Origin of the sequence: Streptosporangium carneum, assembly GCF_027922005.1 — a bacterium.
Classification (GTDB): domain Bacteria; phylum Actinomycetota; class Actinomycetes; order Streptosporangiales; family Streptosporangiaceae; genus Streptosporangium; species Streptosporangium carneum.
Genome location: NZ_BSEV01000019.1, coordinates 53,182 through 76,928, shown reverse-complemented (window position 1 = coordinate 76,928; position 23,747 = coordinate 53,182). Strand labels below are relative to the sequence as shown.

At 71.5% G+C, this 23,747-nt stretch carries 23 protein-coding genes; 17 read left to right on the top strand and 6 right to left on the bottom strand.

Going from position 1 to position 23,747, the window contains the following annotated elements; translation table 11 throughout:
* The first annotated feature begins 39 nt into the window (after window positions 1-39).
* Window positions 40-522 (top strand): (2Fe-2S)-binding protein, encoded by a 483-nt coding sequence (locus PKF00_RS30960; RefSeq protein WP_271221221.1) that lies wholly within the window; start codon window positions 40-42, stop codon window positions 520-522.
* Window positions 523-538: 16 nt separating this feature from the next.
* Window positions 539-2,926, top strand: a complete 2,388-nt coding sequence (cutA, locus tag PKF00_RS30955) for an aerobic carbon-monoxide dehydrogenase large subunit (RefSeq protein ID WP_271221220.1) — start codon at window positions 539-541, stop codon at window positions 2,924-2,926.
* Between the two features lie 54 nt (window positions 2,927-2,980).
* Here the strand turns inward: cutA and cydB are convergent, their stop codons facing one another.
* From cydB to PKF00_RS30940, 3 genes are all read right to left on the bottom strand, one after another.
* Window positions 2,981-3,922 (bottom strand): cytochrome d ubiquinol oxidase subunit II, encoded by a 942-nt coding sequence (gene cydB / locus PKF00_RS30950; RefSeq protein WP_271221219.1) that lies wholly within the window; start codon window positions 3,920-3,922, stop codon window positions 2,981-2,983.
* Between the two features lie 13 nt (window positions 3,923-3,935).
* Window positions 3,936-5,393: a cytochrome ubiquinol oxidase subunit I gene (locus tag PKF00_RS30945; protein WP_271221218.1), complete on the bottom strand. Its 1,458-nt coding sequence runs from the start codon at window positions 5,391-5,393 to the stop codon at window positions 3,936-3,938.
* 453 nt (window positions 5,394-5,846) lie between these two features.
* Window positions 5,847-6,719 carry a polysaccharide deacetylase family protein gene (locus tag PKF00_RS30940; protein WP_271221217.1) on the bottom strand — a complete coding sequence of 291 codons (873 nt, stop codon included), beginning with the start codon at window positions 6,717-6,719 and terminating at the stop codon, window positions 5,847-5,849.
* 346 nt (window positions 6,720-7,065) lie between these two features.
* Here PKF00_RS30940 and PKF00_RS30935 point away from each other — a divergent pair, with 346 nt between their 5' ends.
* Window positions 7,066-8,028, top strand: a complete 963-nt coding sequence (locus PKF00_RS30935; protein ID WP_271221311.1) for a fatty acid desaturase family protein — start codon at window positions 7,066-7,068, stop codon at window positions 8,026-8,028.
* Window positions 8,029-8,104: 76 nt separating this feature from the next.
* On the top strand, window positions 8,105-8,866 hold the full coding sequence (locus tag PKF00_RS30930) for an SRPBCC family protein (protein WP_271221216.1): 762 nt from the start codon (window positions 8,105-8,107) through the stop codon (window positions 8,864-8,866).
* Between the two features lie 64 nt (window positions 8,867-8,930).
* On the opposite strand, the gene PKF00_RS30925 is transcribed toward PKF00_RS30930, so the two are convergent.
* Window positions 8,931-11,600 carry a tetratricopeptide repeat protein gene (locus tag PKF00_RS30925; RefSeq protein ID WP_271221215.1) on the bottom strand — a complete coding sequence of 890 codons (2,670 nt, stop codon included), beginning with the start codon at window positions 11,598-11,600 and terminating at the stop codon, window positions 8,931-8,933.
* A 195-nt stretch (window positions 11,601-11,795) separates the two neighbouring features.
* On the opposite strand from PKF00_RS30925, the gene PKF00_RS30920 reads away from it, so the two are divergent.
* The 8 genes from PKF00_RS30920 (at window position 11,796) to PKF00_RS30885 (ending at window position 19,346) form a co-directional block, all read left to right on the top strand.
* Window positions 11,796-12,059: a hypothetical protein gene (locus PKF00_RS30920; RefSeq protein ID WP_271221214.1), complete on the top strand. Its 264-nt coding sequence runs from the start codon at window positions 11,796-11,798 to the stop codon at window positions 12,057-12,059.
* Window positions 12,060-12,208: 149 nt separating this feature from the next.
* Window positions 12,209-15,028 carry a Na+/H+ antiporter subunit A gene (locus tag PKF00_RS30915; RefSeq protein WP_271221213.1) on the top strand — a complete coding sequence of 940 codons (2,820 nt, stop codon included), beginning with the start codon at window positions 12,209-12,211 and terminating at the stop codon, window positions 15,026-15,028.
* Window positions 15,025-15,843, top strand: a complete 819-nt coding sequence (locus PKF00_RS30910) for a Na(+)/H(+) antiporter subunit C (protein ID WP_271221212.1) — start codon at window positions 15,025-15,027, stop codon at window positions 15,841-15,843. Before PKF00_RS30915 ends, PKF00_RS30910 begins: the two co-directional genes overlap by 4 nt.
* Window positions 15,843-17,432 carry a Na+/H+ antiporter subunit D gene (locus tag PKF00_RS30905; protein WP_271221211.1) on the top strand — a complete coding sequence of 530 codons (1,590 nt, stop codon included), beginning with the start codon at window positions 15,843-15,845 and terminating at the stop codon, window positions 17,430-17,432. Before PKF00_RS30910 ends, PKF00_RS30905 begins: the two co-directional genes overlap by 1 nt.
* On the top strand, window positions 17,429-17,962 hold the full coding sequence (locus tag PKF00_RS30900) for a Na+/H+ antiporter subunit E (protein WP_271221210.1): 534 nt from the start codon (window positions 17,429-17,431) through the stop codon (window positions 17,960-17,962). The genes PKF00_RS30905 and PKF00_RS30900 overlap by 4 nt, the downstream gene beginning before the upstream one ends.
* Entirely contained in the window at window positions 17,959-18,219 is a 261-nt protein-coding gene (locus PKF00_RS30895; protein WP_271221209.1) for an MrpF/PhaF family protein, read from the top strand. Before PKF00_RS30900 ends, PKF00_RS30895 begins: the two co-directional genes overlap by 4 nt.
* The gene (gene mnhG, locus PKF00_RS30890; RefSeq protein ID WP_271221208.1) at window positions 18,216-18,545 is read left to right on the top strand and encodes a monovalent cation/H(+) antiporter subunit G; all 330 of its coding nucleotides are present in this window, start codon (window positions 18,216-18,218) and stop codon (window positions 18,543-18,545) included. Before PKF00_RS30895 ends, mnhG begins: the two co-directional genes overlap by 4 nt.
* A gap of 120 nt (window positions 18,546-18,665) precedes the next feature.
* Entirely contained in the window at window positions 18,666-19,346 is a 681-nt protein-coding gene (locus tag PKF00_RS30885) for a DsbA family oxidoreductase (RefSeq protein ID WP_271221207.1), read from the top strand.
* 131 nt (window positions 19,347-19,477) lie between these two features.
* Here PKF00_RS30885 and PKF00_RS30880 read toward each other — a convergent pair whose 3' ends face one another.
* On the bottom strand, window positions 19,478-20,107 hold the full coding sequence (locus PKF00_RS30880; protein WP_271221206.1) for a thymidine kinase: 630 nt from the start codon (window positions 20,105-20,107) through the stop codon (window positions 19,478-19,480).
* Window positions 20,108-20,255: 148 nt separating this feature from the next.
* On the opposite strand from PKF00_RS30880, the gene PKF00_RS30875 reads away from it, so the two are divergent.
* Window positions 20,256-20,729 carry a hypothetical protein gene (locus PKF00_RS30875; RefSeq protein ID WP_271221205.1) on the top strand — a complete coding sequence of 158 codons (474 nt, stop codon included), beginning with the start codon at window positions 20,256-20,258 and terminating at the stop codon, window positions 20,727-20,729.
* Between the two features lie 103 nt (window positions 20,730-20,832).
* On the opposite strand, the gene PKF00_RS30870 is transcribed toward PKF00_RS30875, so the two are convergent.
* The gene (locus PKF00_RS30870; protein ID WP_271221204.1) at window positions 20,833-21,405 is read right to left on the bottom strand and encodes an ATP-binding protein; all 573 of its coding nucleotides are present in this window, start codon (window positions 21,403-21,405) and stop codon (window positions 20,833-20,835) included.
* A 236-nt stretch (window positions 21,406-21,641) separates the two neighbouring features.
* On the opposite strand from PKF00_RS30870, the gene PKF00_RS30865 reads away from it, so the two are divergent.
* The 4 genes from PKF00_RS30865 to PKF00_RS30850 all read left to right on the top strand — a co-directional run bounded on the left by PKF00_RS30865 (window position 21,642) and on the right by PKF00_RS30850 (window position 23,708).
* Window positions 21,642-22,475, top strand: coding sequence for a helix-turn-helix domain-containing protein (locus tag PKF00_RS30865; RefSeq protein ID WP_271221203.1), 834 nt, complete (start codon window positions 21,642-21,644; stop codon window positions 22,473-22,475).
* On the top strand, window positions 22,454-22,666 hold the full coding sequence (locus tag PKF00_RS30860; RefSeq protein WP_271221202.1) for a DUF397 domain-containing protein: 213 nt from the start codon (window positions 22,454-22,456) through the stop codon (window positions 22,664-22,666). Before PKF00_RS30865 ends, PKF00_RS30860 begins: the two co-directional genes overlap by 22 nt.
* A gap of 146 nt (window positions 22,667-22,812) precedes the next feature.
* The gene (locus PKF00_RS30855) at window positions 22,813-23,175 is read left to right on the top strand and encodes a metalloregulator ArsR/SmtB family transcription factor (protein WP_271221201.1); all 363 of its coding nucleotides are present in this window, start codon (window positions 22,813-22,815) and stop codon (window positions 23,173-23,175) included.
* The gene (locus PKF00_RS30850; protein WP_271221200.1) at window positions 23,172-23,708 is read left to right on the top strand and encodes an SRPBCC family protein; all 537 of its coding nucleotides are present in this window, start codon (window positions 23,172-23,174) and stop codon (window positions 23,706-23,708) included. The genes PKF00_RS30855 and PKF00_RS30850 overlap by 4 nt, the downstream gene beginning before the upstream one ends.
* Window positions 23,709-23,747: the final 39 nt, after the last annotated feature.

The following is a 23,747-nucleotide window of genomic DNA, read 5'->3' as shown; positions in this document are numbered from 1 at the left end:
GCGGAGCCGCGCGCTCGGAGGACGAGGGGCGGGGAGCCGGTGACGGACATCGCGATCACGCTGACCGTGAACGGGGTCGTGCGCCGGGTGGAGACGCCGGGGCGGCGGCTGCTGTCCGACTGCCTGCGGCACGACCTCGGGCTGACCGGCACGCACGTCGGGTGCGAGCACGGGGTCTGCGGGTGCTGCACGGTGCTGCTGGACGGCGAGCCCGTCCGGTCGTGCCTGATGCTCGCGGCGACGGCGGACGGGCACGAGATCACCACCGTCGAGGGGCTCGCCGCCCCCGACGGGACGCTGTCGCCGGTGCAGCGGGCCTTCGCCGAGTGCCACGGGCTGCAGTGCGGGTTCTGCACGCCGGGTTTCCTGTGCACGGTCACCGCCCTGCTGCGGGACAACCCGGCGCCGACCGACGAGGAGGTGCTGGAGGGCGTCTCCGGCAACCTGTGCCGGTGCACGGGGTACCAGAACATCGTCAAGTCGGTCCACCGGGCGGCCGAGATCATCGCGGAGGAGTCGTGAACGGGACGGTGCGGCGATGACGACGAAGCTGTTCGGGGAGCCGGTCCGGCGCAGGGAGGACCCGAGGCTGCTCACCGGGCAGGGCCGCTACCTCGACGACCTCGGCGAGGGCGCGTTCGAGGCCGCGTTCGTCAGGTCCCCGCACGCGCACGCCAGGATCCGCGACATCGACGTCTCGGCCGCGATCGACGTGGACGGGCTGGTGGCGATCTACACCTGGGAGGACCTGCCGCCCCTGCTCGCCGAGCCGCTGCCGCTGCTCATCCCGCATCCGGCGCTGACCCACGGCCGCACCGCGACCCCGCTCGCCCGTGACGTCGTCAGGCACGTCGGCGAGCCCGTCGTGATGGTCGTCGCCCGGGACCGCTACCTCGCCGAGGACGTCTGCGCGCTCATCACGGTCGACTACGAGCTCCTCAAGCCGGTGGTCGGCGTCGAGGAGGCGGCGCAGTCGGCCCATCTCGTCCACGCGGACGTGCCGGGCAACGTCGGCGCGCACCTGGTGCAGGAGGTGCGTTCCGCGGCGGGCCTCGGCGCGAGGGAGGCGATCGAGGCCGCGCCGCACACGCTGGCCTTCAGGCTGGACATCGAGCGCAGCGCCTCCATGCCCCTCGAGGGGCGCGGCGTCTGCGCCAGGTGGGACGCCGACGACCGGTCCCTGCGGGTCTACACCAGCACCCAGACCTCGACCAGCGTCAGGATGGCGATCGCCGCCAAGCTCGGCCTGCCGCTGCCCAAGGTCGAGGTGATCGCGCCCGACGTGGGCGGCGGGTTCGGCGTCAAGATCGTGCATCCGTGGCCGGAGGAGGTGCTCGTCCCGTGGGCGGCCATCCTGCTCGGCCACGAGGTCAAGTGGACCGAGGACAGACGCGAGCACTTCGTCTCCTCCGCGCACGAGCGGGCCCAGACGCAGTTCGTCAGGGTCGGCTTCGACGACGCGGGGCGGGTGCTCGGGCTCGACGTGACCATCCTGCACGACCACGGGGCCTACACGCCGTACGGGATCATCGTGCCGATCATCACCTCGACCCAGCTGCCGGGGCCCTACAAGCTCGGCGCGTACCGGGTGGAGTTCTCCTCCGTCTACACCAACACCGTGCAGGTCACGCCGTACCGGGGGGCGGGGCGTCCGCAGGCGGTCTTCTGCATGGAGCGGACGATGGACCGCATCGCCGAACACCTGGGAGCCGACCGCACGGCGGTGCGCGAGGCCAACTTCATCCAGCCCGACGAGTTCCCCTACGACCAGGGCCTGATCTTCCAGGACGGCCGCCCGCTGATCTACGACAGCGGTGACTACCCCGGGTCGCTGAGGATGCTCAAGGAGCTCATCGGCTGGGACTCCTTCGACAGGACGAAGGAGCTGGCGGCGGCCGAGGGACGCAGGATCGGCATCGGCGTCGGCTGCTACGTCGAGGGCACGGGGGTCGGCCCCTACGAGGGAGGACACGTCCAGGTCACCTCCGACGGCCGGGTGCACGTCTCGACCGGGCTGACCTCCCAGGGGCAGGGCCACGAGACGGCCTTCGCCCAGATCGCCGCCTCCGAGCTCGGCGTGCCGCTTGAGCGGGTCTCCGTGGTCACCGGGGACACCCGCAGGTTCGGCTACGCGGTCGGCACGTTCGCCTCGCGGGCGGCGGTGATGAGCGGCAACGCGATCGCCCTGGCGTGCCGCAAGGTCAGGGAGAAGGCCCTGCGGATCGCGGCGGAGGCGCTGGAGGCCGACCCGGGCGACCTGGAGATCGTCGACGGCGAGGTGAGGGTGGTCGGCTCGCCCGGCGTCGCCGTCCCGCTGGCGACGGTCGCGGTGCTGTCCAACCCGCTGCGCTACGCCTTCGACGCGGAGGCGGGCCGCGCCACCCAGTTCGCGGGGACGTCGTCCTTCGACAGGCCGCCGGTGGCCGAGGGGGAGGAGCCGGGGCTCGAGGGACGCGACTACTACTCGCCGATCCGCTCGACCTTCGCCTCGGGCATGCACGCGGCGATCGTGGAGACCGACCCGCTGACGGCCGAGATCCGCATCCTCCGCTACGCCGTCGTCCACGACTGCGGCAACCTGATCAACCCGATGATCGTCGAGGGGCAGATCCACGGCGGCGTCGCCCAGGGCGTCGGCGGGGCGCTGTACGAGCGGATGGCCTACGACGAGCACGGCCAGCTGCTCAACGCCTCGTTCATGGACTTCCTGATGCCGTACGCGACCGAGGTCCCGTTCGTGGAGACCGCCCACCTGCAGACCCCCTCCCCGCTCAACCCCCTCGGCATCAAGGGGGCGGGCGAGGCCGGGGTCATCCCGGTGTCGGCGGTGATCGCCTCGGCCGTCGAGGACGCGGAGGGCATCAGGATCTCCAGGATGCCGATCTCCCCGTCGGAGCTGTTCGACCTGCGCCGCGCCGCGCCCTGACGGGCCGCGCCGCCCCCCTCCCGGCGGCGCGGCCCGTCAAGGTCCTGAGCGGGGTCAGGAGACCTCGGCGACGAGGCGCTTGCGGAACACCCAGTAGGTCCAGCCCTGGTAGCCGAGCACGAAGGGCAGCGCGATCAGGCCGATCCAGGTCAGCACGCCCAGCGTGTAGGGGCCGGAGGCGGCGTCCGCCACCGTGAGGCCCGGCAGCGGGGCAGGCCACAGGGCGCCGAACAGGGCCACGGCCCCCAGGGCGATGGACGAGGCGGTCGCGGTGAACGCCCAGCCGTCGCGGCCCCGCCAGGTCAGCGCGACCCCGGCGGCCAGGGCCGCCATCGCGGCCAGCGCGCACGCCCACAGCCACGGGGACGCGGTCCAGTCGGCCACGGCCGTACGGGCCGACGGGATCCCGGACAGCGCGACCACGGCGGCGGGCAGCGCGAGCGCCGAGGTGGCCATCGCGGTACGGCGGGCACGGGCGTGCACGGGGCCCGACGTCTTGAGCGCGACGAAGACCGCGCCGTGCAGCACGCACACCGACAGGGAGAACACCCCGCCGACCAGTGCGGCGAAGGCGCTGTTGTGGAGCAGGTCGGCGAAGACGGCTCCCCAGAGGAAGGCGGGCAGCCCGCTGCCGACCATGACGGCCAGGTCGCACCAGACGCGGTCGGAGGCGTGGTGCACCTTGCCCCGCCACTCGAGGCCGACGCCGCGCACGATCAGCCCGACGAGGACCAGCGTGATCGGCAGGTAGAACTCGCTGAGCAGCCCGGCGTACCAGGCGGGGAACGCGGCGAACATCGCGCCGACGGCGGTGATCAGCCACACCTCGTTGCCGTCCCAGACGGGGCCGATCGTGCCGAGCACCTGCTTGCGCTCGGCCTCGTCACGCGACAGCACGGGGGCCAGCAGCCCGACCCCGAAGTCGAACCCCTCCAGGACGAAGTAGCCGGTCCACAGGAACGCGATGACCGCGAACCAGAAGGTGGTGAGTTCCATGGTTTCCGCGCTCCTAGTACATCAGGGTCGGCTGGAGCCTGGCGGTCGCGTCCTCGGCGCTCCCGCCGTCCCGGCCCCCGCTGGAGGAGGGCGTCTCGGGGCGGCGCGCGGGGACGGGCTCGGGGCCCGCCTTGACGTGCCGGACGAGCAGCACGGCCTCGGCCAGGGCGAGCGCGCCGTACAGGGCGGTGAAGACCGCCAGCGAGACGGCGACCTCGCCCAGACTGACGCCGGGGGAGACGCTCGCCGCGGTGAGCAGTTCGCCCTGGACGGTCCACGGCTGGCGGCCGATCTCGCTGAGCAGCCAGCCCGAGATCATCGCGACGGTCGGCAGCGGAAGCGCGAGCACGCACACCCGGGCCAGCCACGAGGGCGTCTCACGCGGCGGGGCCTGCTTCCCGCGACGTCTGCGGGTCAGCCAGAGGCCGAGGACGGAGAGGCCGACCGTCGACATGCCGAAGACGATCATCACGCGGAAGGACCAGAAGACCACCGGCAGATTGGGGCGGTAGTCGGCGGGACCGAACTGCTGGGTGAAGCGCGCCTGCAGGTCCTCGGTGCCGTGCACGACCGCCTGCGGGTCGCCGGTCGCCAGGAAGCTGAGCAGCATGGGCACCTTGACCCCGGGCACGGGGGAGAACGGCGCTCCCGCCGTGTCGTGCCTGAGTCCCTCGGCGGCGGCCAGCTTCATCGGCTGCTGCTCGTGCAGCAGCTTGGCGGACATGTCCCCGCTGCCCGCGACCACGGCTCCCGCGATCGCGGTCATGACCAGCGCGGCCCGCATCGGGGTCCGCCACATGTCCGTCGCGCCCCGTCGCATCGGCCTCGTGCGGTCCGGGTCCGCCCGCCGCTCCTGCAGGATCCGGTAGCCGCACACCGCCAGCACGAATCCGCCCGCGACCACGAAGGCCGCGCCCACCACGTGGGGCACCTGGGCCAGCGCGGTGGAGTTGGTGAGCACCGCCCACAGGTCCGTCATGCGGGCCTTGCCGTCGACCACCTCGTAGCCGACCGGGTGCTTCATCCAGGCGTTGGCGGCGAGGATGAAGTAGGCCGACAGGTTGGAGCCGATCACCGCTGCCCAGATGGTGGCCAGGTGAATGCGCTTGGGCAGTTTGTCCCAGCCGAATATCCACAGGCCGAGGAACGTCGACTCGAGGAAGAAGGCGAGCAGGGCCTCGAGTGCGAGCGGCGCGCCGAAGACGTCGCCGACGAAGACCGAGTACTCGCTCCAGTTCATGCCGAACTGGAACTCCTGCACGATGCCGGTGACCACGCCCATGGCGAAGTTGATCAGGAAGAGCTTCCCGAAGAACTTCGTCAACCTGAGGTAGTGCTCCTTGCCGGTACGGTGCCACGCGGTCTGCAGCCCGGCCACGAAGACGCCGAGCCCGATCGTCAGGGGTACGAACAGAAAGTGGTAAACGGTGGTGACCCCGAACTGCCACCGCGCCAGGTCCAGTGCGTCCATCTTCCCCTCGCGGGCTCAGAGCTCTACAGGTTGTAGTTCTACTTTTAGTAGTACTACATGTCGTAGAGCATGAGGGTGGATCGGCGTCGCGAGCTTCTGCGATCTCTGTCACATGGTCCGGTACGAGACCGCACTTCTCTGCCGGACCGAGATCGTCCCCTCGGCTCGCGACGCCTGCTCTCCCTGTGATGCCGGGGACGGTGCCCCCGGCGCCCCGGGCGGGCGGGGAACGCCCGCCCGGGAGGCTCGCGAGTTCACCAGGCCCCGCGAGCACACGACCAATGGTGGGCCACGCGACACCCGCGGGGCGTCAGCCGCCCGAATGACTCCGGGGTACGCCGGGCGGCGGACCTTTCCCCTCCCGCCGTTCACCGGACGGCGATCTTCGTCCTCCCCGGGGACGGCGGATCGGCGCCGACGGGCGGTGCCCGGCGAGCCTCTCCGGGCGCCGCGTCAGCGGGTCGCGGCCTCGAGGTAGGCCTCGAGGTTGCCGAGCTCGAAGCCCCGGCGTCTGATCTTGTCGACCAGGATCTTGAAGTCCCGCGACAGGTTGGGGCGGAAGTGCAGCAGCAGCACGTCCCCGGGACGGAGCTTCTTGTCCGGCACCTGGTAGGCGATCTTCCCGCCCGGCTGCACGGTCGCGGTCCAGAGCAGGAGGGCGTCGACGCCGCAGGACCCGGCCGCCCTGCGGGTCAGGGAGTTCTGGTTGCCGAACGGCGGGCGGAAGAGGGTCGGAGCCCTGCCGACCTGCTTGCGGATCACCTTGGAGGTGCCGCAGATCTCGGTGCGCTGCCCCTCGTAGCCGAGGGTCGTCATGTTCGGATGGGTCAGTGTGTGGTTCTCGATCCGCACACCCGCGTCACGCAGCTCGCGCACGTAGTCCCACTTGCCCGCGCCGAGGAATCTGCCGCCCTGGGCGGTCGGGTCGGTCGCGCCCCTGGCCTCGACGGCGTCGCGGGTGACGAAGGCGGTGATCGGAACACGCTGGTCGCGGACCCGCGCGAGGAAGCCGGGGTCCTGCTCCCAGCCGTCGTCGATGGTCAGGAAGACCACCTTCCGCCTGGTCGGGATGGAGCTGATCACAGGCGGCAGCCCGTCGGCGGGCCTGGGGATCCGGCCGACCTCGCCGGGCCTGGGCAGCGCTCCCGGCGGCCCCTGCGGGCGGGCAGGGGTCGCGGTGGGGCTCGAAGCCGGAGCGGAGGCGCCGTCCGCGGCGCGCCCGCGGGCCGAGCCGTCGCCGCCGGTCCCCGCCGCGCATCCCGTGCCCGCCGCCAGGGCCGTGAACGCGGCCGCCATCCTGATCGTCCATGACTTCCCCGATGCCATGGGCCACCATCCTGCCAGTAAAGGGAACTCCAAATGCGGGCAAAAGGCGCGCCAACTCATGTGTCGGGAATATCACCTCTGATGATGTCCGGGGGTGGGGCCAGCACTACCACGAGCTGGGGTGACGGCTGGCTACGTGATCACCCCGAATCCCGAAATCCTGGGACAGATGGCTGCTCGGCCCCTGGTGAGGCTCACGGCGGCTTGTCCAGCGACCCCGGCCTCCCGAGGAGAATCCGTGACCAACCCAACCGTGGCCGTCCCTGGCCGTACCCGAGGCACGGGAGAGGGGAACAGGGGCAGTGACTTCGCGCGCCTGTCGCGCCGTATCGCGGAGGCGGGGCTGATGAACCCGCGGCCCGGCTACTACGCCCTGCGGCTGGGAGTCGTCGGCTCCCTGTTCGCCGCGGGCTGGGCCGCCTTCTTCGCGGTCGGCGACTCCTGGTACCAGCTCCTGGTCGCGGCCTTCCTCGCCGTCGTGTTCGCCCAGGTCGCACTGGTCGCGCACGACCTGGCCCACCGGCAGGTCTTCCGAGCCAGGCGGGCCGCGGAGATCGCGGGCCTGGTCGCGGGGAACCTGGGCATCGGCATGAGCTACGGCTGGTGGATGGACAAGCACACCCGCCACCACGCCAACCCCAACCACTCCGACCACGACCCCGACGTCGCCCCCGACGTCCTGGTCTGGTCGGCCGAGCAGGCGGCCGGCAGCCGGGGCCTGGCCAGGTTCATCGGCGGCAGACAGGCCTACCTGTTCTTCCCCCTTCTCACCCTGGAGGGGTTCAACCTGCACGTGTCCAGTTTCAGGGCGCTCGCCCGCCCCACGCTGAGGCGCAGGGGACTGGAGGCGGGACTGCTGGTCGCGCACGTCGCGGCCTACCTCACGGCCCTGTTCGCCGTGCTGTCGCCGGGCAGGGCGGTGGCGTTCCTCCTGGTCCACCAGGCGATCTTCGGCGTCTATCTGGGCTGCACGTTCGCGCCCAACCACAAGGGGATGCCGATGCTGACCGGCGAGGACGAGCTGGACTTCCTCAGGAAGCAGGTGCTGACCTCGCGCAACGTGCGCGGCGGCCTGGTGGTCGACACGGTGCTCGGCGGCCTCAACTACCAGATCGAACACCACCTGTTCCCCGGCATGCCCACCCCCAACCTGCGCCGCGCCCAGCCGATCGTCAGGCGCTACTGCGCGGAGCTGGGCGTCCCCTACCTGGAGTGCGGGCTGCTCGCCTCGTACGGCCAGGCCCTGCGACACCTGCACGAGGCGGGCGCGCCCCTGAGGAAGAGGAGGCGTCCGCTCGCGGGGGTGTGAGAAACGACCCGAAGCACCGATCGGTGGGCGGATGTCGCTCTTATCGGCAGGGCGGGTGATTGCCTAGGGTGCTGGTGTGAAGCTCGCAGGCAGTGCCGTGCTCGGCATCGACAGAGATCGTGTGTGGTCAGCGCTCCAGAACCCCGCCGTGCTCGTGCGCACGATCCCGGGCTGCGAGCGCCTTGAGGAGACGGGGCCCGACACCTACCGGATGACGGTCACCGCGGGAGTGGCCTCGATCAAGGGTGTCTACCAGGGAGAGGTCGCCCTGTCGGAGCCGGAGGCCCCGCAGCGGTTCGTGCTCAGGGCCAGGGGCCAGGGCGCCCCGGGAACCGTGGACGCCACGGTGGAGGTCAGGCTCAGCGAGGTCGAGGGCGGGACGCGCATCGACTACGACGCCGAGGCCGTGGTCGGGGGCATGATCGGCGGCGTCGGCCAGCGCGTGCTCAGCTCGGTCGCCAAGAAGACGGCGGGCGAGTTCTTCTCCGCCGTCGAGAGCCACCTGTCGGGCGGCCTTCCCGCCGGGGTCGGCCCCCAGGAGGCGGCCTCGCAGAGCCCCGATCTTCAGGGGACGGTCCCTCGGAGCGCCGGCCTCCAGGTTTTCGCCCCTCAGGGAGCCGGTCTCCAGGGCGAGGCCGCCGCCTCGGCCGCGCCGTCGCCCGCGGAGAAGGCCGTGGACCGGGGCGGGGCCGCCCGGGTCTTCGAGCGTCCCGCCGCGCGGCCCCGCCACGACGGCCCGGCGTGGCCGGTCCTGGCCGCGTTCGGCATGGGCGCGGGCGTCGCACTCGGCAGCGCGGTGATCGGCTGGCTGCTCGGCCGGACGGGCAGGAGAGGCTGATCTCAGAAAGCCCGGTCCCTCCTTTCGTCCGTAGACCGCGGGCCGCCCGTCCTCGACGACGCGTTCACGCCTCGTCGCGCGGAACCAGCGGCACGAGCGTCATCTGTCCGTCGCGGGGAACCGGCTTCAGGAACATCACCTGCCTCAGGTGTGAGGTGTCTCCTCGCAGGATCGCGTGCGGCAGCTCGTTGAGCCACTCCGTCATCCAGGCCTCCTGCGGCGAGTGCTCGCAGGGCGCTTCGAGGGGTGGGACGTCCCACATCAGCAGACGCGTCTTCTCGATCTCCTGGGACATCTCGACGTCGGTGAAAGCGGCCAGCGCTCTCTGGAAGCAGGCGTCCGCCGTGTCCGGGTCACCGGCCCGGGCGTGTACGACGCCGACGTTCTTCAGGGCCCGGGCCGCGTACCGGAGGTCGCCGAGTTCGGTGAACAGCTTCGCCGCCTCCTGTCCCCAGTGGACGGCCGCGTCGTGGCTGCACGGGGGGCAGCGGTCGGCGTAGGCCGCGCCGAGATTGAGGAAGGCGAGCGCCTTGAAGCGGCGGGCGTCGATGGCGGTCGCCGTTTCGAGCATGGAACACAGGTGCCGGATGGCGTAGTCGGGCGGGGGCCCCGTGGGCCAGGCGAGGTAGGTCAGGGCGAGGTTGCCGTGCGCTATGAGAAGGATGTTCGGCGCGTCGAGGCGTTCGGCGAGGGCGATCGCCTCGCTCAGGCTCACGACCGCCTCCAGGTGACGTCCTCGCATGCGCTGCGCGTCGCCCAGGGCGGTCAGCGAGTGGGCCTGCCCGCGGACGTCGCCCCTCGACAGGCACACGGCGAGGTCGGCTCGATGACAGGCCTCGGCGTCGGCGTGGCGACCCATCTGGAAGTAGGTGAGGCCGAGATCGTGCTGGATGTTTCCCCATCGTGCCGTGCCAGGGAGGTTCTCGGCGATCGCCAGCGCCCGCCTGAGGTGGGCCAGCGCGTCGTCGTACCTGTGGGCGAGACGGCACGCGATGCCGAGGTCGGCGGCGGCCGTGCACTCCTGGATCCGTCCGACTCTGGCCGAGGCGTTCAACGCGAGCGTCTGCGCGGTGAGCAGGTCGTCCACCAGGTGGCGGAACTCCGCGTAGTGGGTGAGGTACTCGGCCAGTGAGCACGTCCGTCGCCACCGGCCGGTGGCGTGGGCGAGGGCGACGGCGGCGAACAGATTGGAGCGCTCGGCGTCCAGCCACGACAGGGCCTTCCGCACCGCGGTTGCGCTCGGCCGTTCCCCGAGGCCGAACCAGGCGCGCCTCGCCGCTGAGACGGCCTTCTCGTAGTACTCCAGGAGACGGTCGGTCGCGGCGTCGCGTTCGGAGGCGGGCTCCTCGGCGGACAGCAGTTCCCCGGCGAACTCGCGCATCAGGTCGTGAAAGCGGTATCGACCCTCGGCCGAGCCGTCCTCGATCAGGTGCGCCGTGCGCAGGCATCGCAGGAGGCGGTGGGCGCGATGCCCGTTGAGTCCGACGAGCGCCGCGGCGGCCTCGGCTCCCACGGTGTCGCCGGGATTGAGCGCCAGCAGCCGGAACAGCCGGGCCTGCGCGGGTGTCAGGTGCCGGTAGGACAGCTCGAACGCCGCACGGACCGCGAGGTCCTCGTACTCCAGGGTGTCCAGTCTCTCGGCCGTGGCGGACAGCTCGCGGACCAGGCTCGCCACGGGCATGTTCGGTTCGCAGATCAGCAGTGCCGCGGCGATGTGGAGCGCCAGCGGGAGACGGCCGCACAGCCGTGCCGTCTCGGCCAGCTGTTCGGTGTCCGCGCCGGTCAGGGGGGCGCGGTTGCCCGCCGCACGGAGGCGTCCGGCGAGCATGGCGAGCGACTCGGCGGCCGACAGCTCCCTCAGTTCCACGATTCGGGCCCCGCCCACGTCCGCGAGTGTGTGGCGGCTGGTGATCAGGACCTTGTGCGCCGGTGATCCAGGCAGCAACGGCGCGACGTCACGGGCGGAGCACGCGTTGTCCAGGACGACGATCAGAGACCGGCCGCCGCGTTCACAGTCGGCGAGGATCGACCGGTAGAGCGCCTCGCGGGCGGACGGTTCTGCGGGCACGTCGCCCGCGGCGACGCCGAGTGTCTGCAGGAACGACGCCAGCACCTGGTCGGCGTCCTTCCTGCGCCGTGGGTCGTAGCCCTGCATGTCGACGAAGAGACAGCCGCCGAACCGCCCGGTGTCCAGCGCGCGGTGAAGGACATGCGTGGCCAGCGCCGTCTTGCCGACGCCCGCGAGCCCGGTGAGCACGGCGACCGACGTGTCGGCGCCGTCGAGCCACAGGTCCAGCTCGGCGACGTCGGCCTCACGTCCGGCGAGGTCACCCGGGGGCGGGCCCCCCTCCGGCATCAGGGGAACCGGACGCCGCCCTCGAGGGGCCGGATGACGGGCAGGCGGACGACCGCCCCTTCCGGTTCCGGCGCGCCGTTCCTCCAGTGCCCGTTTCCGGGTCTGTTCCCACCACGCGTCCGGCGGAGGTTCGTACTCCGGTGACCTCCGCCTGGCCAGGCCTTTCAGGCAGGCGATCAGGAATCGGGCTTCGGCCTCGTCGGAGGGGACGTTCAGGCCTCTGCGCCAGTCGCTCCACGACTGGTTTGAGATCTTCAACGGCGGTCGCCGCCTCTCCGCCTGACGCTTGATCGTCTCTCCGGTGGGGGAGCCCGCCGCCTCGTGCAACTCGCGCAGCGCCTCGGAGTACTTCGCGGTCGTGTCGTCCGCCAGGGCCACCCGGCCTCCCACCGTCGTCCGATCCGGATCGGAAACCGGCCGGAGAACCCGTGCCGGCGCAACGCTCCTGATCAACCACTCTGCCCGCCTCGGGCGGGTCAGGGAACGCGAACCGGAAAACCTGCCGGACCGGCTTAATCACGGCATGCGCCCCGCACCACCGAGCCGGGGCGCCCAGCCCGCAGGAGGCCGTTCATGTCCGACCGCGTCACCCCCTCCGACCAGGTCCGCGTCACGGTGATCACCACGATTCGCGCCGCCGCCCCTCCCGCACCTGAGTCGTCCGTTCCTCCCGTACCCGAGTCGTCGGCTCCTCCCGTACCCGAGGAGGACTCCGTACGGGACCGCCCGGTCCGTCGTCGTTCCGTCCTCCTCCACCTGCTGCTCGACGCGGTGATCGCCGGAAGTTCGGGGGCGGTCGTCGCCTGGCTGCTCGATCTCGTCGTGCACCGTTCATGACCGGTCAGGCAGGGGGAAACCGGTGTGAAGGGATCATGCGGCGGTGAAGAAGGGGCGCTTTTCGGGTCAAGGGGGCGGGGCGTTGGGCGGTGAAACATGCCGCTCCTGGCACTTTGGGGTATGCCGACCACGACGGTGCCCGGGGGAACATGGAGCCGCTGCTGATCCTGCACGCCGTCGCGGCGGTGTGCGCCCCGGCTCTGGCGCGCAGACTCGGCCGTGACGCCTTCCTCGTGCTGGCCGTGCCGCCCGCATGCGGGTTCGCCTACACGCTGTGGGTGACCCTGACGGGTGTCCCCGTCGAGTCGCACCACGACTGGGCCCCCGTCCTGGGGCTCGCCATGTCCTTTCGCGTCGACGCGCTGACGCTGCTCATGATGTCCCTGGTCACCGGCGTCGGCGCGCTGATCCTGGTGTACTGCTGCCGCTACTTCGACGCGGGTGAGGGGGGTCTCGGCCGGTTCGGCGGGGTGCTGGTGGCCTTCGCGGGGGCGATGTTCGGCCTCGTGGTCGCCGACAACCTGCTGCTGCTGTACGTGTTCTGGGAACTGACCACCGTCTTCTCCTACCTGCTGATCGGCCACGATCCCGAGAGCAGGGCGGCCCGCAGGGCGGCGACGCAGGCGCTGACCGTCACGGCCTTCGGCGGCCTGGCCATGCTGGCGGGGATGATCATTCTGGGGGAGGCCGCGGGGACCTACCGGATCTCACGGATCGTCGCGCACCCGCCCTCCGGCGCTCTGGTCCCGGCGGCGCTGGTCCTGGTCCTGGCCGGGGCGCTGTCGAAGTCGGCGATCTTCCCGTTCAGCATGTGGCTGCCCGCCGCGATGGCCGCCCCCACCCCCGTCTCCGCCTACCTGCACGCCGCGGCGATGGTGAAGGCCGGGATCTACCTGCTCGCCCGGCTCGGCCCCGCGTTCGGCGCGGCGCCCGTCTGGCAGGCGGTCGCCGTGTCGTCCGGCCTGCTCACCATGGTGCTGGCGGGCTGGCGGGCGCTGCGCGAGTACGACCTCAAGCGGATGCTCGCCTACGGCACGGTCAGCCAGCTCGGCTTCCTGGCCGTGCTGTTCGGGGCCGCCACCCGGGACACCGCGCTCGCGGGCGTCGCCATGCTGCTCGCGCACGCCCTGTTCAAGGCGTCACTGTTCCTGGTCGTCGGCGTCGTCGACCACGCCACGGGCACTCGTGACCTGCGCGAGCTCAGCGGCCTGCGGCGTTCCGCGCCGTGGCTCTGCGCGGTCGCCACGGCCGCGGCGGCCTCGATGGCCGGGATCCCGCCGTTCCTCGGGTTCGTCGGCAAGGAGGCGGCCTTCGAGTCCCTGCTGACCGGCCGGATCGCCGACACCCTGACACTGGCCGGGATCGTCGCGGGCTCGGCGCTCACCGTCGCCTACAGCGCAAGGTTCCTGTGGGGGGCCTTCGGCACGAAGCCGGGGCGGGAGCCGACGCCGGTGCACGCCTCGGCCGCCGCGACCTTCCTGCCTCCGGCGCTGCTGGCCGTGCTCGGGCTGCTCCTGGCCCCCTTCGCGGGCCGGTACGGCGAGGCGATGCGCGGCTACACCGACACCTTCCCGGGGCGGGGACACGGCACCCACCTGGCCCTGTGGACCGGCGCGGCGGTTCCGCTGCTGCTGTCGGCCGTCGCCCTCGGCGGGGGAGCACTGCTCTTCGCGGCGGGAGGAGCCGTCGAACGGGTGGGGCGGATCCTGCGGGTCGTGGACTCGGGGCGGGTCTACTGGGGGGTCGTGCGAGGCCTGGACCGCTTCTCCCTGCAGCTGACCGGGGTCACCCAGCGCGGCTCGCTGACCGACTACCTCGTGATCGCCTTCGTCTCCGTGGTGGGGATCGGGGGCTTCGCCATGTCCTACGGTCCTCTGCCGGAGATCCGTCTCGACGTGACGCCGTGGGCCCGTCCGGAACAGTCCGTCGTCGGGGCGCTGCTCGTCGCCACGGCCCTCGTCGCCCTCATGATCCGCACGCACATCGTGCTCGCGCTGGTCGCCGGGCTGACCGGGTACGGCACGGCCCTGCTGCTCCTCGTGCACGGCTCGCCGGACCTGGCGCTGACGCAGTTCCTCACGGAGACGCTGAGCCTGGTGGTCTTCGTCCTGGTGCTGCGCAGGCTCCCGCTGGGGCCGAGGGAGGGCAGGCCGAGGGTGCCCTTCGGGGTGCGCCTCGGCCTCGGGCTGGTCAGCGGCGTCGTGGTGGTCGTGGCGGGGATGCTGGCGGTGAGCGCCAGACAGGCGGTTCCGGTCGGCTCCCTGATGGCCGCGGCCGCGGAGAGAGCGGGGGCGGCCAACATCGTCAGCGGGCTCCTGGTGGACATCCGGGCGTGGGACACCATGGGGGAGAGCTCCGTGCTCGTCGTCCTCACCCTCGGCGTCACCAGCCTGGTCTTCCTGCGCCGCCGTACCTACGCGCTCGAACGCCCGTCGGAGGAGGCCGGACCCGAGGGCCGGACGCACTGGCTGGCGGCGACCCTGCCCGTGGGACAGCGGGCGGCCGTCCTGGAGATCGTGGCCAGGCTGATCTTCCACACGGTGCTGCTGATCTCCGTCTTCCTGCTGTTCACCGGGCACAGCATGGTGGGAGGCGGGTTCGCCGGGGGCATCGTGGCGGGGCTCGCGCTGGTGGTCCGCTACCTGGCGGGCGGTCGCTACGAGCTCGCCCTCGCCGTGCCCGTGCACGCCGGGGTGCTGATCGGCCTGGGGCTGCTGCTGTCGACGGTCACCGCGTTCTGCGGCCTGCTGTTCGGCGGCGCGCCGCTCACCATGCTCTCCGCCGACCTGGCGGTCCCCCTGGTGGGCAAGCTGCACCTGTCGACCGTGCTGCTGTTCGACGTCGGCGTCTACGTCTCGGTGGTCGGCATGGTCCAGGACATCCTGCGCAGCCTGGGCGCCGAGCTTGACCGGCAGATCGAGGACGAGGCCGGCGCGACGGGCGAACCCGGCGGGGAGGGGGCGCGATGACCGTCTCGCTGGTGCCGTTCGTCGCCTCGGGCACGTTGGTGGCCGCGGGGGTGACGCTCCTGCTCGAACGGAGCCTGGTGCGGCTGCTGGTCGGCGTCATCCTGCTCGGCAACGGGGTGAACCTGCTGATCGTCATGGCGGGCGGGCCCGCGGGGGAGCCGCCGATCCTCGGCGTGTCCGCCAGGGAGCGGATGGCCGACCCGCTGCCGCAGGCGATGGTGCTCACCTCCCTCGTGATCACCCTGGGCGTCACGGCGTTCCTGCTGGCCGTGGTCCACCGGTCGTGGCAGCTGACGGGCGGAGACGAGGTGCAGGACGACACCGAGGACCGCAGGGTACGGCTGCGCGCCCGGCGCGGAGAGCTCGCCCGGTCCGTGCTCGCCAGGCGGGAGGCCTACCGGCGTCTGGTCGAGGAACAGCGCGCCGAGCTGGCCCGTCTCGAGGACGCCAGACGCGAGCGGGAGCGCGGGGAGGCCGAGGAGCTGGAGCGGCAGATCCGCGACGTCAACGTGGACCTGGGCCGCTGGCTTCAGGAGCACAAGGATGAGGGCCTGTCCAGCGAACAGCTCATGGAGCGGTTCGCCGAGGCCCAGCGCGCGGAGGAGGCGTCGAAGGAGAGCAGGCGCGAGCGCGTCGCCCGGATGCGCGCCGAGTTCGCCCGCAGGGAGCGGGAGCAGGCCGAACGGGAGAAGGAGATCCGCAGACGGCTGCGCGAGCGCCGCCGCCAGGCGCGGCGTGAGATGCGGGAGGCGATCAGGGCCGACCGGGAGCGGCAGGCCAGGGCACAGGACCCCGAGCTCGAAGGAGACGACTGATGCAGGCGCTGATCTCGGTGCCGGTCGTGCTGCCGCTGCTGGCGGCCGGGCTCAAGCTGGCCATCGGCGGACGGTCGCGCAGGCTGCAGGCGCTCATCAGCGTGGTGACGCTCACGACGGTGCTGGCGGTCTCGCTGGTCCTGCTGGTCGCGGCGGACACCGGCGGGCCGCTGGTCGCCTACGCGGGAGGCTGGGCCGCCCCCGTCGGCATCGCCCTCGTCGCCGACCGGCTCTCCACGCTGATGCTGGTCGTCTCCTCGGCGGTGACGCTCTGCGTGATGGTCTACTCCCTGGCGCAGGCCTACGCCGACCAGGAGTACGCCGCGCCACTGGCGATCTTCCACCCGGCCTACCTCGTCATGGTCGCCGGAGTGTCGGACGCCTTCCTGTCCGGTGACCTGTTCAACCTCTTCGTCGCGTTCGAGATGCTGCTCAGCGGGTCCTACGTGCTGCTCACCTTCGGCGGCACCGAGTCCCGCATCCGCGCGGGCGCCACCTACGTGCTGGTCGGGCTGGCGTCCTCGCTGCTGTTCCTGGTCGGGCTCGCGGTGTCGTACGGCGCGACGGGAACGGTGTCGATGGCCCAGCTCGCCGAGCGGTTCTCCGTGCTGCCCGAGTATCTCAAGCTGCTGGTCGAGCTGACCCTGCTGCTGGTCTTCGTGATCAAGGCCGCGATCTTCCCGATGTCGGCGTGGCTGCCCGACTCCTACCCGACCGCGCCCGCCCCCGCGACGGCGCTCTTCGCCGGGCTGCTCACCAAGGTCGGCATCTACTCGATCATCAGGCTGGAGGCGCTGCTGTTCCCCGGAGGGCCGGTGAGCAGCCTGCTGATGTGGGCGGCCCTGTTGACGATGCTGGTCGGCGTCTTCGGCGCGGTCGCCCAGACCGACATCAAACGGATGCTCTCCTTCACCCTGGTCAGCCACATCGGCTACATGGTCTTCGGGGTCGGGCTGTCGACCGTCGCGGGCATGGCGGGCGCGGTGTTCTACGTCGTCCACCACATCACCGTGCAGACGAGCCTGTTCCTGGTGACCGGTCTGGTCGAGCGCCGCGCGGGCACCACCTCGCTGGACCGGCTCGGCGGCCTGATGAAACTGGCCCCGGTGATCGCGGTGCTCTTCTTCGTCCCGGCGATGAACCTCGCGGGGATCCCGCCGATGTCCGGCTTCCTGGGCAAGCTGGCCCTCGTCCAGGCGGGGATCGCCGTCGGCGGCCCCCTGCCGCTCGTCCTGGTCGCGGGAGGACTGGTGACGAGCCTGCTCACCCTGTACGCCATGGCCACGACGTGGAGCAAGGCGTTCTGGCGGGAGCCGCCCCCGGGGATGACCGAGCCGGTCGGGACCGTGCTGGAGAGTGAGGAGACCCCCGTCGTGCGGGCGCACGGCACGGAGGGGATCACCGGGCGCGCGATCGTCACCAGCGCGAGCATGCCGCTGCCGATGCTGGGCTCCGCGACGGCCCTGGTGGCGCTCGGCCTGTCGTACACCGTGCTGGCCGGGCCGCTGTCCGCCCTGACGCGGCGGACCGCCGTCGAGTTGCTCGCCCGCGAGCCGTACGTCTCGGCCGTCCTCGGGGACCGGAGGTGAGGGGGACGCCGACCCTGCTCGGCAGGCCCGTCCCCCTCGGGGAGGTGGCCTGGCTGACGGTGGTCTGGCTGCTGCTGTGGGGCGACCTGACCGTGGGGAACGTGCTCGGCGGCCTGCTGGCCTCGAGCGTCGTCGTCTGGCTGCTGCCGCTGCCGACGCTGGACTCGGGGGTCAGGATCCACCCGGTCGCGGCGCTCGTCTTCCTGGTCCGCTTCGCCGCCGACCTGGTGCTCTCCAGTTTCAGGGTCGCCTTCTGGGCGCTGCGCCTGGGCACGTCGCCGCCGGTGGAGACCGTCCGCGTACGGCTGCGCACCTCCTCGGAGGTGATGACTGTGCTGGTCACGGTGGCGCTGTCGGCGCTGCCCGGCAGCCTGGTGCTCGAGGCGGAGCTCGAGGACAGGGAACTGGTGCTGCACGTGCTCGGAATCAGGGGAGACGTGCGGGCCACTGTGCAGGCCGACGTGACGCGCCTGGAGGGCGCCATCGTCGCGGCCTTCGGCACCCCCGCGGACCGGGAGGAGATTCGGTGACGACGGTGTACGCCGTGGTGCTCGCGCTGCTCGGCGGCGCGGCGGCGATGACGCTCGGCAGGCTGGTGCGCGGCCCCTCCATGCTGGACAGGGCGGTGGCGCTCGACGTGCTCACCGCCGTGGTCATGTGCGGGGTCGCGGCGGGCGCGGCGGCGCTCGGCGCGTACTCCGCGCTGCCGGTGCTGCTGGTGCTGTCCCTGGTGGGGTTCGTCGGGTCGGTCTCGCTGGCCCGGTTCTTCTCCGGGAGGGCCCGTTGACCGCGCTGGAGGCCGCGGCCGCGGCGTGCATGCTGGTGGGCGCGGGGCTGGCGTTCGCCGCGGGGGTGGGGATGGTCAGGTTCTCCGGCACCCTGGCGCGCATGCATCCGGCGACCAAACCCCAGGTGCTCGGCCTGCAGCTGATCCTGCTGGCCATGTGGCTGCGCCGTCCCACCTGGGCGACCGCGGGAGCGCTGCTGCTGACCGGCCTCTTCCAGGTGATCACGGCGACGGTGGCCGCCTACATGGTCGGACGCGCGGCCTACCGGGCGGGCGCGCCCGAGGACGACGGCACGGCGATCCCGCCGGAGGGGCCCGCCGAGTGACCTCCGCCCCGCGTGACCTCCGCCCCGGGTCGGCTCCGGACCGGGCGGCTCCCGGCCGAGGGGCGGCGAACGGAGTCGATGAACGGAATCAGCGAGGCTTCGCGCTGGTTGCAGGGTTCTGTGAAGGTAGAAATCTACTCAGACGTGGTCTGTCCCTGGTGCTACATCGGTCACATCCGCTTCGCCCGCGCCGTCGAGCGCTACCGGGCCAAGGGGGGCGAGGTCGAGGTGGAGCTGCGGCCGTTCCAGCTCGACCCGAGCGCCGAGTCCACCGGCGCGCCCCTGCTCGAGTGGGCGGCGGCCAAGTTCGGCGGCGTCGAGCGGGCCGAGCAGATGTTCGGGCACGTGACCACGACCGCCGCCGGTGACGGCCTTGAGATGGACTTCGGGCACGCGGTCCACGCGAACACCTTCGACGCGCACCGCCTCGTCCGGCTCGCGGGCGAGCAGGGCAAGGGGGAGGAGGCGCTGTACCGCCTCTTCGCCGCCCACTTCACCGACGGTCTCGACGTCGGCTCGCGCGAGGTGCTCGCCAAGATCGCCGCCGAGCTGGGCGTCGAGGCGGACCTCGACGGCCAGGACGGCGTCTCGGCCGTGCGGGAGGAGCTCTCCAGGGCCCGCGCCCTGGGGGTCGGCTCGGTCCCGCTGTTCCTGTTCGAGGGCCAGTTCGCCGTCTCGGGGGCCCAGCCGGAGGACGCCCTGTTCGCCGCCCTCGAGGAGGTCGCGCAGCGGACCGGGCAGGCCCCGGCGGAGCGGGCCGGCGGCGAGGCCTGCGACGACGACGGTTACTGCGCGGTCTGACGCCCGCGTCCCTCGCCCGCCGTACGGCAGCGGCGCGCCGGAGCCACTCGTCGTACGGCAGGGGCGGCGCGCCGAAGCCGCCCGTCGTACGGCGGGCGGCGGGTCAGGACCGCCCGCCGTACGACGGGGGCTCAGCTCTCGCCCAGGTCGCCCGCGCGGTAGTGGCGGCGGCAGAGAACCTGGTAGCGGATGGGGGCGTCGCCCGTGTCGCCGATGACCACCTGCTCGCCGGTGCGGACCATCGTGCCGCCGATCACCCGGGCGTTCAGGCGTCCGGGCCTGCCGCACCAGCACAGCACCTCGACCTGCAGACGGCTGATCTCGTCGGCCAGCTCGAACAGGCGGCGCGCGGCGGGGAACATCTGCGAGCGGAAGTCCGAGGCCAGGCCGAAGGCGTAGACGTCGACGCCGAAGTCGTCGGTCAGGTCGGCGAGCTGCTCGATCTGGGCGACGGTGTAGAAACACGCCTCGTCGCAGATCACGTAGTCGACGGGCCGGTGCTCGCGGACCAGCGCGACCAGGTCGAGGTCGTCCTCGACCTCGACGGCCTCGCTGCCCAGTCCTATCCTGCTGGTCACCTGGGGGCCGCCCGAGCGGTCGTGCTTGGTCAGCACCAGGCCGCGCCTGCCCTGACGGCGGTGGTTGTAGTTCATCTGCAGGGCCAGCGTGGACTTGCCGCAGTCCATCGGGCCGAAGTAGAAGCGCAGCACTCCGTCCCTGGTTCCCGTGGGGGCGGCGGAGAGGGCGGACAGTTCGGTCACGGGGGGTCAGCCTAGTGGTTCGGATGTGGGGGTTTGGGGAGGCGGTGCGCTGGTAGGAATGTCGGATCCCGCGCTAAACCCCTGACTTGGCTTGATCGTGTAAAGCGTGGGAGATTCGTGAAGGCTCTATCGAGAAGTGGGAGAACACGTGACGACCACCAACAACTCCGCTCCACCCATCAACAACAAGGCCCCTACCAAGGCCCCCGCCGTGACGTCCTCCGCCATGCCCCCGGCCTCCGCGACCGGTGAGACCGTCGAGATCCCCGTGGCGCTCGCGGCGATGATGACCGAGGACGAGGCCGTCGCCGCCAAGGCGGAGGCCGCCCGCTGGCGCTACGGGTTCTACGTGGTCGTCACGGGCCTGGTGGTCATCCTGGTCGCCTTCGTGGTGATCGCCATGCGCGGCGGCGACTCGACCGCCCCGTTCGCCGGTCTCGTCGGCGTCTCCGGCGCGATCATCGGCGCCTACTTCGGCGTGCAGGTCGGCCAGTCCGGCAAGGACAGGGTCGAGGCGGAGCTGCGCCGTACGAGCGAGATGGCCATCCGTCTCGCCGCCAAGGTGCACGCCCACGACGCCGACTCCGTGATCGGCTCCACCATGGGCCCCCGCCGCCGCTGACGCTCCCGCAGGGAGAACGTCGCCCCCGGCCCGACCCGCTCCTCCGCCCGCGATGGTCGTGTTCCACCCGCCGGGCAGGGAGAGCGACGCGGACGCCCGCGCTTCAGCGGGGTCTTCGAGCCTCGGGTACGGCCAGGCGTGGCGCGGCGCCCGGTGAGGCGCTTGGCGGGGAGGAAGACATGTTGGCCGGCCGCGTCGTCGGGGACGCGGCCGGGAGGGGAGCCGGGGGCTCCTCGTCCTCGACGGCGGTGGGAGCCAGATGGCACCAGACGACGCGGTGCCCGTCGCCGGGCACGACATAGGTGCCCCAGCGCCCGCCTGACAGCCTGTTCACGATGAACAGCCCACGCCCGCCCTCTCCGCCGGACGGCTCCGTGACGGACCCGGCGGAGAGCCGGTGCGGGACCGACGACGCAGAGCCCGGGTCGGTCACCGCCAGCCTCAGGAAGTGACCTCCCTCGTGCAGCGCGGTGATCACCCAGTTTCTGCCGTGTCCCGCGTCGGCGTGCCGCACCGCGTTCGTCACCAGTTCGGACGCCGCCAGGACGAGCCCGGACAGCGCCGGGTGCTCCGTCCCGAGCCACCGCCGCATCTCCCCGCGAACGAGGCCGGGCGCTCTGTCGTCGCGGGGCAGTTTCAGGATTCCCACCTTGACGAGATCGGTCCCTGAAGCCATGTGAATCACCGCCGTTGCCTTTTCTGTCCGATAAATACATTTACCTGTCACGTTGATCTCCGGGCTTTATGTGAGATCGGACTAACGGCTCCCGCCCTTCTGATGTTTCCCCTGCATAGACTGCCGCTTGGGATGTAATTTGCGGACAGGCTCATCAATGCAATCACCTGACAAGGTGTCGCATGGATGTGTGTCAAACGTGTGATTTTTGTGGGACGCACCACAAGGAGGCGGTAATGCCCGCACTGCGCGAACTGGATCCGAAGGCGGGGAGAAAACAGGAATTCGGCGTCGAACTACGGCGACTGCGGCTGGCGGAAGGCCTGACCCAGGCGGAGCTGGGACGCCGGATCGGATACTCCACGAGCCTGGTCGGCTCGGTGGAGATCGGCAAACGCGCTCCCGTGGAGCAGTTCATCACGAGATGCGAGGAGATCTTCGGGCCGGGCCTCTGGGAGCTGTGGGTCGAGATCTCCAAGCACCGCAACCAGTCACCCACCTGGTTCCGTCCCTGGCTGAGCGAGGAGGAGGGGGCCGGGGCGCTCAGGACGTGGGAGCCGCTGGTCGTGCCCGGCCTGCTCCAGACCGAGGCCTACGCCCGCGCGCTCCTGCGCTGCGAGCCGGGCTTCGACCAGGACCGGGTCGAGAGCCTCGTCGCGGCGCGACTGGCGCGGCAGAAGATCCTCGGCCGCACCGGGCCGCCGATGTATCTCGTGCTCCTGGACGAGGGCGCTCTCAACCGGCCCATCGGGGGAGCGGAGGTCATGCGGGAGCAGCTGGCGCACCTGATCGAGATCGCCGACGCGCCGCACATCACCCTCCAGATCACGCCGCTCGGTGCCACCTCCGGCCTGAGCGGGGCGATCACCCTCGCGCAGTCGGCCGACGGGCAGCGCCACACGGTTCATCTCGAAACGGCCGCCGAACCGCTCGTGACGACCAATTCAGCCCTTGTCGCTACGGCTACCATGAAATTTGACGCAATTAGGGCGGAATCCCTCCCCCATAGTGCGTCGGTCGAGTTCATTCGGAAGAGGATGGTGGAGAAGTGGACCTCACGGCCGAACTGAAGACCGCGGCCTGGCGCAAGGCGGAACGCTCGACGTCGAACGGCGGCAATTGCATCGAGGTCGCCCCCCTGTCCGGAGGGCGCGTCGGAATTCGCGACACCGAGGCCCCCGACCAGGCCCCCTACGTGGTGCGGGGCGAGGTCTGGGCGGCGTTCGTCGACGGGGCGAAGAAGGGCGAATTCGACTTCTGACCCCGTCCGAATCCCGGATTCCCATCCGAAACGAAGACCCCTGGACCCCGGTCCAGGGGTCTTCGTCATGAAGCCCACGTCCTCGCCCGCCGCGTGACCACGGAACCGCCGTTGCTGACGCGTAACCAGTAGGTTACGCTTTCCGGGTGGACGAGGTGGCGGGGGCGATCGCGGACCCGGTACGACGAGAGATCCTGGTGATGCTGCGCGACCGGCGGCTCTCCGCGGGGGAGATCGCCGAGCGTTTCGACATCAGCAGGCCCGCGGTGAGCCGCCATCTGCGCGTTCTCAGGAACAGCGGGCTTGTCCGCGACGAGCTCGTCGGCAGGCGACGCCTCTACGCGCTCGACGCCGGGGCGTTCGCCGAGCTCGCCGAGTGGCTCGCCCCGTTCGTCCAGCCCTCCGGCTGGGAGCGCCGCCTCGACGCACTGGAGACAGAGATCTATCGAACCCGCCGCGAACACCGTGCGCGCGGCGCGGCGGGCCAGGCGAAGGAGAACACCGCATGAGCCGTTCACCCGTCGGCAGACTGTTCCGCACCGAGGCCGGAAGCGATCTCGTCCTCAGCAGGACGTTCCGCGCGCCCGCCGAGGACGTGTGGGCCGGCGTCACCGAGTCCGACCGCACAGCCCGCTGGTTCGGGCCGTGGGAGGGCGACGCCGCGCCCGGACGGACGATCAAGGTGCAGATGGCGTTCGAGGACCAGGCTCCGTGGTGCGAGATGCGAATCGACGCGTGCGACCCGCCGCGGCGGCTGGCGGTGTCGACGACCGACGAGTCCGGGTCCTGGCGGATGGAGCTGCTGCTGTCCGAGGCGAACGGCTCGACGGAGCTGCGGCTTGTGCACCACCTCGACACCGAGGAGGGAATCGGCGAGGTCGGCCCCGGCTGGGAGTACTACCTCGACATGCTCGTGGCCGCCCGCGAGGGTACGCCCACGCCCGGCTTCGACGACTACTACCCGTCGATGAAGCCCTACTACGAGGGACTGCCCGCCCGCGCCGATGCGCGACCCGAGGCCGGCGAACCGGCCGCGGGCTGACGGGTCCTCCTTCGTCGTCCGTGCCTGTTCCGTGCCCCA

Bases quoted from the DNA above. Each gene is read 5' to 3' on its own strand.
- cutA (WP_271221220.1), top strand. From the start codon at position 539: ATGACGACGAAGCTGTTCGGGGAGCCGGTCCGGCGCAGGGAGGACCCG.
- cydB (WP_271221219.1), bottom strand. From the start codon at position 3,922: ATGGAACTCACCACCTTCTGGTTCGCGGTCATCGCGTTCCTGTGGACC.
- PKF00_RS30945 (WP_271221218.1), bottom strand. From the start codon at position 5,393: ATGGACGCACTGGACCTGGCGCGGTGGCAGTTCGGGGTCACCACCGTT.
- PKF00_RS30940 (WP_271221217.1), bottom strand. From the start codon at position 6,719: ATGGCATCGGGGAAGTCATGGACGATCAGGATGGCGGCCGCGTTCACG.
- PKF00_RS30935 (WP_271221311.1), top strand. From the start codon at position 7,066: ATGAACCCGCGGCCCGGCTACTACGCCCTGCGGCTGGGAGTCGTCGGC.
- PKF00_RS30920 (WP_271221214.1), top strand. From the start codon at position 11,796: ATGTCCGACCGCGTCACCCCCTCCGACCAGGTCCGCGTCACGGTGATC.
- PKF00_RS30915 (WP_271221213.1), top strand. From the start codon at position 12,209: ATGGAGCCGCTGCTGATCCTGCACGCCGTCGCGGCGGTGTGCGCCCCG.
- PKF00_RS30910 (WP_271221212.1), top strand. From the start codon at position 15,025: ATGACCGTCTCGCTGGTGCCGTTCGTCGCCTCGGGCACGTTGGTGGCC.
- PKF00_RS30905 (WP_271221211.1), top strand. From the start codon at position 15,843: ATGCAGGCGCTGATCTCGGTGCCGGTCGTGCTGCCGCTGCTGGCGGCC.
- PKF00_RS30870 (WP_271221204.1), bottom strand. From the start codon at position 21,405: ATGGCTTCAGGGACCGATCTCGTCAAGGTGGGAATCCTGAAACTGCCC.
- PKF00_RS30865 (WP_271221203.1), top strand. From the start codon at position 21,642: ATGCCCGCACTGCGCGAACTGGATCCGAAGGCGGGGAGAAAACAGGAA.
- PKF00_RS30850 (WP_271221200.1), top strand. From the start codon at position 23,172: ATGAGCCGTTCACCCGTCGGCAGACTGTTCCGCACCGAGGCCGGAAGC.